The sequence below is a fragment of the Acidovorax sp. HMWF029 genome, assembly GCF_003060895.1.
Classification (GTDB): Bacteria; Pseudomonadota; Gammaproteobacteria; order Burkholderiales; family Burkholderiaceae_C; genus Acidovorax.
Map to the genome: position 1 here is coordinate 1 of NZ_QAIH01000179.1, position 2,368 is coordinate 2,368.

1 protein-coding gene is annotated in these 2,368 nt (G+C 68.6%); it reads left to right on the forward strand.

The window, feature by feature from the left end; genetic code table 11:
* Window positions 1–2,272: Lon protease family protein (locus tag DBR12_RS12395; RefSeq protein WP_108617524.1), on the forward strand; the 2,272-nt coding region annotated here is incomplete at its 5' end.
* Window positions 2,273–2,368: the final 96 nt, after the last annotated feature.

The following is a 2,368-nucleotide window of genomic DNA, read 5'->3' on the forward strand; positions in this document are numbered from 1 at the left end:
AGCGGCCAGCCAGCGCGCCGTGCCGCCCGACCTGTGCTACCTGCACAACTTCGACACCCCCGACCGCCCCCGCGCCCTGCGCCTGCCAGCGGGCCAGGGCCGTCAACTGCGCCAGGGCCTGGCCGACATGGCCAAGAACCTGCAGGCCGACATCCCCAAACGCCTGGCCGCCGCCGACTTCAAGGCCGAGGCCGAACGCATCGAGAAAGCCTGGCAAACCCAAGAGGCCGAGGCCTTTGCCGTGCTCGACGCGTTTGCCGAAGCGCGCCAGTTCCGCCTCTCGCGTGATGGCGGGCAAATGGTGTTCACCCTCACCGGCCCCAAAGGCCAGCCACTGACCGAAGCCGAGGCCCGCGCCCTGCCCCGCGAGCGCCGCGCCGAGATCGACGCCGCCGAACACGCACTGCGCACCGAAATCGCCCGCTTTCTCGAAGCCACCCGCCCGCTGGAGCGCACCCGCGACGACGCCCTGGCCGCACTGCGCCGCCAGACCATCAAGCCCCTGGTGGAACACGCCCTGCACGACATCCGCCAAGGCCTGCGCAAGCAGATCAAGGACACCGTCAAGCTCACCCACTGGCTCGACCAAGTGGAGCAGGCTGTGCTGGGCGATATCGACCTGTTCGAGCCCCTGGACGCCGAACGAGGTGGCGACCGGGGTAGCGACCAAGGCGCCGATGCTGAAGACGACCGCAAAGACGCGCTCGATGACCTGCTGGCCCGCTGCCAGGTGAACCTAGTGGTAGACAACCACGGCCGCACCACCGCCCCCGTGGTGGTGGAAGACAACCCCACCCAGCGCACGCTGTTTGGCAGCATCGAGCATGGCTCGGACGCCGACACCGTGCAGGCCGACCACACCAGCATCCACGCGGGCAGCCTGCTCAAGGCGCACGGCGGCTTCATCCTGCTGCACCTGCACGACCTGGCCTCCGAAGAAGGCCTGTGGCAGCGGCTGCGCCGCTTTCTGCGCTGCGGGCGCCTGCAGATCGAGGAAGGCGGCGGCGGCCCCGGCCACACGCCGGGCGGTGCGGCGGCGCTGCAGCCCGAGCCCGTGGACGTGGATGTGAAGATCGTGCTGATCGGATCGGTGGACGAGTACTACGCGCTGCAAGACGCCGACCCCGACGCCGCACGCCGCTTTCGCGTGAAGGTGGACTTTTCAGACCACTTTGCCGCCACCCCCGCCACCCACCACGCCACCGCCATCCTGGTGGCGCAAGTCTGCAAAAAACGCGGCCTGCCCCACTTCGGCCCCGACGCCGTGGCACTGCTGCTGGAGCAGACCCACCGCGAGGCCGACGACCAACGCCGCCAGAGCGCACGCTTTGCACACACCGAAGCGCTGGCCATCGAAAGCGCAAGCCTGTGCAAGGCACGCGGCGGCACGCTGGTGCAGGCAGACGACGTGTTGGCCGCCCTGGCCGCCCGCACCCAGCGCCACAACCAGCCCGAAGAAGAGCTGCACGACTCCATCACCGAGGGCGAGCGCCTGATCTCGCTGGCGGGCTCCATCACCGGCCAGATCAACGCCATGACGCAGATCGACCTGGGCGACTACCGCTTCGGCTTTCCGGTGCGCATCACCGCGCGCACGTTTGCCGGGCAAGAGGGCCTGCTCAACATCGAGCGCGAGGTCGATATGTCCGGCCCCATCCACGACAAAGGCGTGCTCATCCTGCACAGCTACCTCACCGCGCTGTTCAGCCACGTGGCCCCGCTGGCACTGAATGCATCCATCGTTTTCGAGCAGGAATACAGCGGCGTGGAAGGCGACTCCGCCTCGTGCGCCGAGCTGTACGCGCTGCTGTCCAGCCTGTCAGGCCTGCCCCTGCGTCAGGGCATCGCCGTGACGGGCGCACTGAACCAGCACGGCGAGGTGCTGCCCGTGGGCGGCATCAACGAAAAGATCGAAGGCTGGTTCCGCGCCTGCGCAACGGCGGGGCTGGACGGCACCCACGGCGTGCTGATCCCCGCCCGCAACCAGCGCCACCTGATGCTGGACCGCAGCGTGCTGGATGCAGTGCAGCGCGGGCTGTTCCACGTCTACACCATGGGGCATGTGAGCGAGGGAATTGCGCTGCTGACGGGCGAGGCGTCGGGGATGAGCCCGGCGGAGTTGCTGCAGGCGCAGGCCGATGAGCTGGCCGGGGGGGCGGCCACGGTGGAGGACACGGTGATGCAGCGGGCGGAGCTAACCTTGCGCGCATACCGGCGGGCTTGTCAGGTCGCTGGGGCAGCGCGCAGGTGGCGCGGGGGTCGGGGTCGGTAGATGGATCAGTGACCCACGAGATTGAATACTCGGGGTTCTGGCTGATTAGCAGCGGTTGCCATTCTTCACGTCGCATTGCCCTGCCGACGGTCTAGG